This is a genomic window from Limnofasciculus baicalensis BBK-W-15 (genome assembly GCF_024178385.1).
GTDB classification, from domain to species: domain Bacteria; phylum Cyanobacteriota; class Cyanobacteriia; order Cyanobacteriales; family Coleofasciculaceae; genus Limnofasciculus; species Limnofasciculus baicalensis.
Genome location: NZ_JAMZMM010000459.1, coordinates 1 through 4106, shown reverse-complemented (window position 1 = coordinate 4106; position 4106 = coordinate 1). Strand labels below are relative to the sequence as shown.

Here is a 4106-nt window from a genome sequence, read left to right as displayed (position 1 = left end):
TCCCAGAAAACCTTTTGCTACGATCGTAAAATCCAGATCTTCCATGAAGATCATATCGGCTCCCTCACATAGAGCATGAGCCTGTTTAAAGTGAAAGTCTTTACGGGTGTTGTCAATTTTGTGATGCAATCGAGCTACCTTAAGCCGTTGTTTCTCGTAATTCTTAGACCGCTTCTGTTTTCTCCTCAGTCTGCGTTGCAGCGATTTCAGCTTGCTTTGCATCTGTTTAAAAAACTTAGGCGGTTTTACCAGAGCACCGTCACTAGTAGCTAGAAACTTTTCTAGTCCGACATCAACGCCGAGGGGATGACCCTGTGGCCTTGGCTCTGGTACGTTTACATCGCACTGAATGTTAATACTGGCATACCAGATATCAGCTTTCTTAAGGAGCCGTACTTGCTTGATTACAAAACCCTCTGGAATAGTCCGATGCAAGTTGATTGAGACCAAACCAATTTTAGGCAGCAATATATTGTTCCCAATCAAAGGTACAACTTTAAACTGGGGGAACAACAAGGATTTAATTTGCCCATATTTCTTAAATCGAGGAAAGCCATATCCTCTTTTCTGAAAGTTCTCCCATGCTTTATGGAGTTGCTTAATTGTTTGCTGCAAAACCTGAGAAGATACTTCACCTAATCTGGGAAAGACTTTCTTGGCTTTGGGCAAAGCGTTAAGCTGATTCACTTCGCTTGGAAATGGCGCATCCGCAGGAATAATATATTCTTGCGTTAAAGAACATCTGTCAACCAAACATTTACGGCTATTGCACCAATCCTTGATCTCCCGCAAGGCATAGTTATATGCAATACGACAAGTTTCCATCCACTCAGACAGAATTTCCTCCTGAGTGGTATCGGGATAGATGCGATCGCGGTAGTTCATCGTTAACATGCTAAGATTGTAGCATATCTACTACGACTTCGCCAAGCAGTAGATGTAATATTAATGGGCATCGTAGCTTGCTTCTGCGAAGCAGTACCCATTAATATTACGCGGGGAGTCTATGTATCCCGCCGCCAAATGGAGTACCATTATGGCGGGGGTCTTATAGCTCCCCGAACCCCTCATTAGGATAAAGTAGATAAAGTCTCCATAAGTATTATCCATCAGTCCTTGCTTAACTCTATATCCTGGTTAGAATCAAATCCAGCCTTATGGATCGAAATTAGTATCATCGCGATCGCGTTAGGCGCAATAGTGCTTTTGGCAGAAACTCTATACCGCCGCACGGGAACGACTTCAGAACTAGCACGTAAGATAGTTCACATCGGTACAGGTAATGTAATTTTAGTGGCGTGGTGGTTACAACTGCCAGGGTGGGTGGGTATCTCCGCTGCCATCATTGCCAGTGCGATCGCGCTTTTATCTTATTACATCCCCGTACTCCCCGGTATAAATAGCGTTGGACGGAAAAGTCTCGGTACTTTCTTCTATGCTGTCAGTATTGGTATCCTCATCGCTTGGTTTTGGCCTATTGAACAATTCCAGTATGCCGCTATTGGTATTTTAGTCATGACTTGGGGGGATGGATTTGCCGGATTAATCGGTCAAAATTTTGGTCAACATCCTTACCAAATATGGGGAATCAAAAAAAGCTGGGAAGGATCTTTAACCATGGCTTTAGTCAGCTATCTTGTCAGCAGTTTAATTCTTTTAGGTGTGGAAGGGAATAACTGGCAAACCTGGGTTGTATCCCTAGCTGTCGCCTTATTCGCCACAGGTTTAGAAGCCTTCTCCAAACTCGGTATTGATAATCTTACAGTTCCCATCGGAAGTGCAGCCTTAGCTTTTTACTTGAGTAATATACTCCCTGGCTAATTCCTTCCCCCCCCCGTAGAGCAGGCATCTTGCCTGCGTCTCTATCTCGCCCACTTCCCTATGTAATAATGACAATCTTTGACATCCTCCCGCCGCTAACCTATACGAGGTATAGCGGGGGATTCCCAAGAGTTCTTGGTTCTCAGTTCATCGAGCCAACTTAAAGCAAGAGCGTCTCCGTTCTTGAGCCAGCGGTTAGTTTCTCCCTGAGCTTTTGAGCTTTTGGCTCCAGATCCCCTATGCCCTAGGGTACTGTTTAAATATTCAGCTAACAGCTTCAGTCCTTTTGCTAAGATATTTTTGGCGGCGTTGTGGTCGCGATCTAAAACTGCGCCACACTGGTTACACCTGTGAGTTCTAGTACTAAGAGTTTTCTTGACTTTTGCTCCACAACAGGAACAATCAACAGTTGTGTTGTGTGGTGGAACAGCAATTACTATAACCCCATGCACTTGGGCAAAATATTGAAGCCATTGAGTGAATTGATACCAAGATGCGTCACTAATAGATTTAGCTAAGTGGTGATTTTTGACCATATTTTGTATCTTCAAGTCTTCATAGACAATTAGGTCGTTAGATCTAACTAGCGCCAAAGCGTCTTTACGAGCTTTGTCTAGGCGCTGTCTACTTACCTTGAGATGTTGTTTAGCTAAAGCCTGACGTGCATTATGGTATTTGTTAGACTGTTTCTTCCCTTTGATGTGTTTCTTAGAGACCCGACGTTGCAGCATTTTGAGCCGACGTTCGGACTTGATCAAGAAACGGGGATTGTCTACAGTATTGCCATCGGAATCAGTAGAGAAATTTTTTAGTCCCAAATCGATTCCTGTCATTTTCCCTTGAAATTCATGCTCTTCTCTTCTATCCCAGTCAACCAGGAACTGAGCATAGTAGCCATCAGCACGTCTGATTACGCGAACTCTAGAAATTTGTTTTTCCGAGTACCAGACTAAATTTCTAGAACTCCATAAATTCATTATTCCGATTTCAAATCCATCAGTCAAGGTTATCTCCTTTCTATCAGCAGATAACTTCCAACCACTGTTTTTGTATTCAACGGAACGACTGAACTTTTTATATTTTGGATAGCCCTTTTTACCTGACTTACCCAATCTACAGTTCTCATAAAAACGTTGAATGGCAGACCACGCTCTGTCAGCGTGTGCTTGCCTAGCTTGAGAGTTGAGCTTTTTTGTCTAGGGTGTTTCTTTAAGGTAACATTAGAAAAAAGGAGGGTCTTCGATGGCAGGTAGTCAAGTTGGTGCAGATTTGTGGGTGAGCGAGTATATCACACCTTGGGATATCTACGTTCACGGCGTAACAAAAGTTTTAGTGTATAAAAAAACTGCCTACCAGGACATGTATATTGTCGAAACTGGTGTTTATGGGAAAGGACTAGTTTTGGATGGAAAATGGCAATCCTGTACTGGGGATGAGTTCCTTTATCATGAACCTTTAGTCCACCCCGCTATGATTGCTCACGGAAACCCTAAGAATGTTCTCGTTTTAGGTGGTGGCGAAGGTGCTACCGTGCGGGAAATCCTCCGTTGGCATAGCGTTGAGCAGGCGATGATGGTGGATATTGACGGTGAGGTGGTAGAAGCTTGTCGGGAACACTTACCGGAAATGCACCAAGGTGCTTTTGACGATCCCCGTACCAAACTCGTTATTGCTGATGCTCTGGAAATTTTAGACAAAACTGAGCAAAAATGGGATATAGTCATTTCCGATTTATCTGACCCCATCGAAGAAGGACCATCCTTTCAATTATTTACCAAAGAATATTTTGAGAAAGTGCAACGGGTTCTCGCACCGGGGGGATATTTGGTCATCCAAGCAGGTCCAGTCGCACCTGCTGAACTTAAACTCCACGCACGTCTAGTATTTACCCTCAAATCGGTATTTCCTAACGTCCATTCCTATATGTCCGCTACTTCCACCTACGGCTCGCCTTGGGGATTTGCGATCGCCTCTGCGGAAAATATTACCACGCGACCCGATCCAGAAACCATTGACCAACTCCTGAAAGACAAAACCACAGGTGGCTTCCAGCTTATGGATGGTATGACTCTGCTGGGAATGCTGCAAACTCCTGCTCATATCCGGAGAGCGATCGCGGCTCAAACTGAGGTTTATTCTTTGAAAGAACCACCTAAATTCTTTGGTAAAGGTTTATTGGGAGAATAGTCAATAGTTATTGGTTATTGGTTATTGGTTATTTGTTGTTGTGGAGTGACATCTCCTACACCAACCTGGGTACAGGTATGGTGTAGGCTTCCAAACCA

General features: G+C 43.8%; 3 protein-coding genes and 1 pseudogene. 2 read left to right on the top strand and 2 right to left on the bottom strand.

All coding sequences use genetic code 11. From position 1 onward, the window contains the following. Positions 1-894, bottom strand: an 894-nt coding sequence (locus NJ959_RS26495) for an RNA-guided endonuclease InsQ/TnpB family protein (RefSeq protein ID WP_254014755.1), incomplete at its 3' end; no start/stop codon positions are given. Between the two features lie 222 nt (positions 895-1116). Between NJ959_RS26495 and NJ959_RS26490 the strand changes: the two genes are divergently transcribed. After that, entirely contained in the window at positions 1117-1821 is a 705-nt protein-coding gene (locus NJ959_RS26490; protein WP_254014754.1) for a diacylglycerol/polyprenol kinase family protein, read from the top strand. 95 nt (positions 1822-1916) lie between these two features. On the opposite strand, the pseudogene NJ959_RS26485 reads toward NJ959_RS26490, so the two are convergent. Further along, a pseudogene (locus NJ959_RS26485) lies at positions 1917-3011 on the bottom strand (RNA-guided endonuclease InsQ/TnpB family protein); the annotation flags it as partial. Between the two features lie 52 nt (positions 3012-3063). On the opposite strand from NJ959_RS26485, the gene NJ959_RS26480 reads away from it, so the two are divergent. Continuing rightward, on the top strand, positions 3064-4008 hold the full coding sequence (locus NJ959_RS26480; protein WP_254014753.1) for a fused MFS/spermidine synthase: 945 nt from the start codon (positions 3064-3066) through the stop codon (positions 4006-4008). The last annotated feature ends 98 nt before the right edge of the window (positions 4009-4106 follow it).

What these genes read in the sequence shown, in the direction of transcription:
- NJ959_RS26480 (WP_254014753.1), top strand. Translation starts at nt 3,064, where the DNA reads ATGGCAGGTAGTCAAGTTGGTGCAGATTTGTGGGTGAGCGAGTATATC.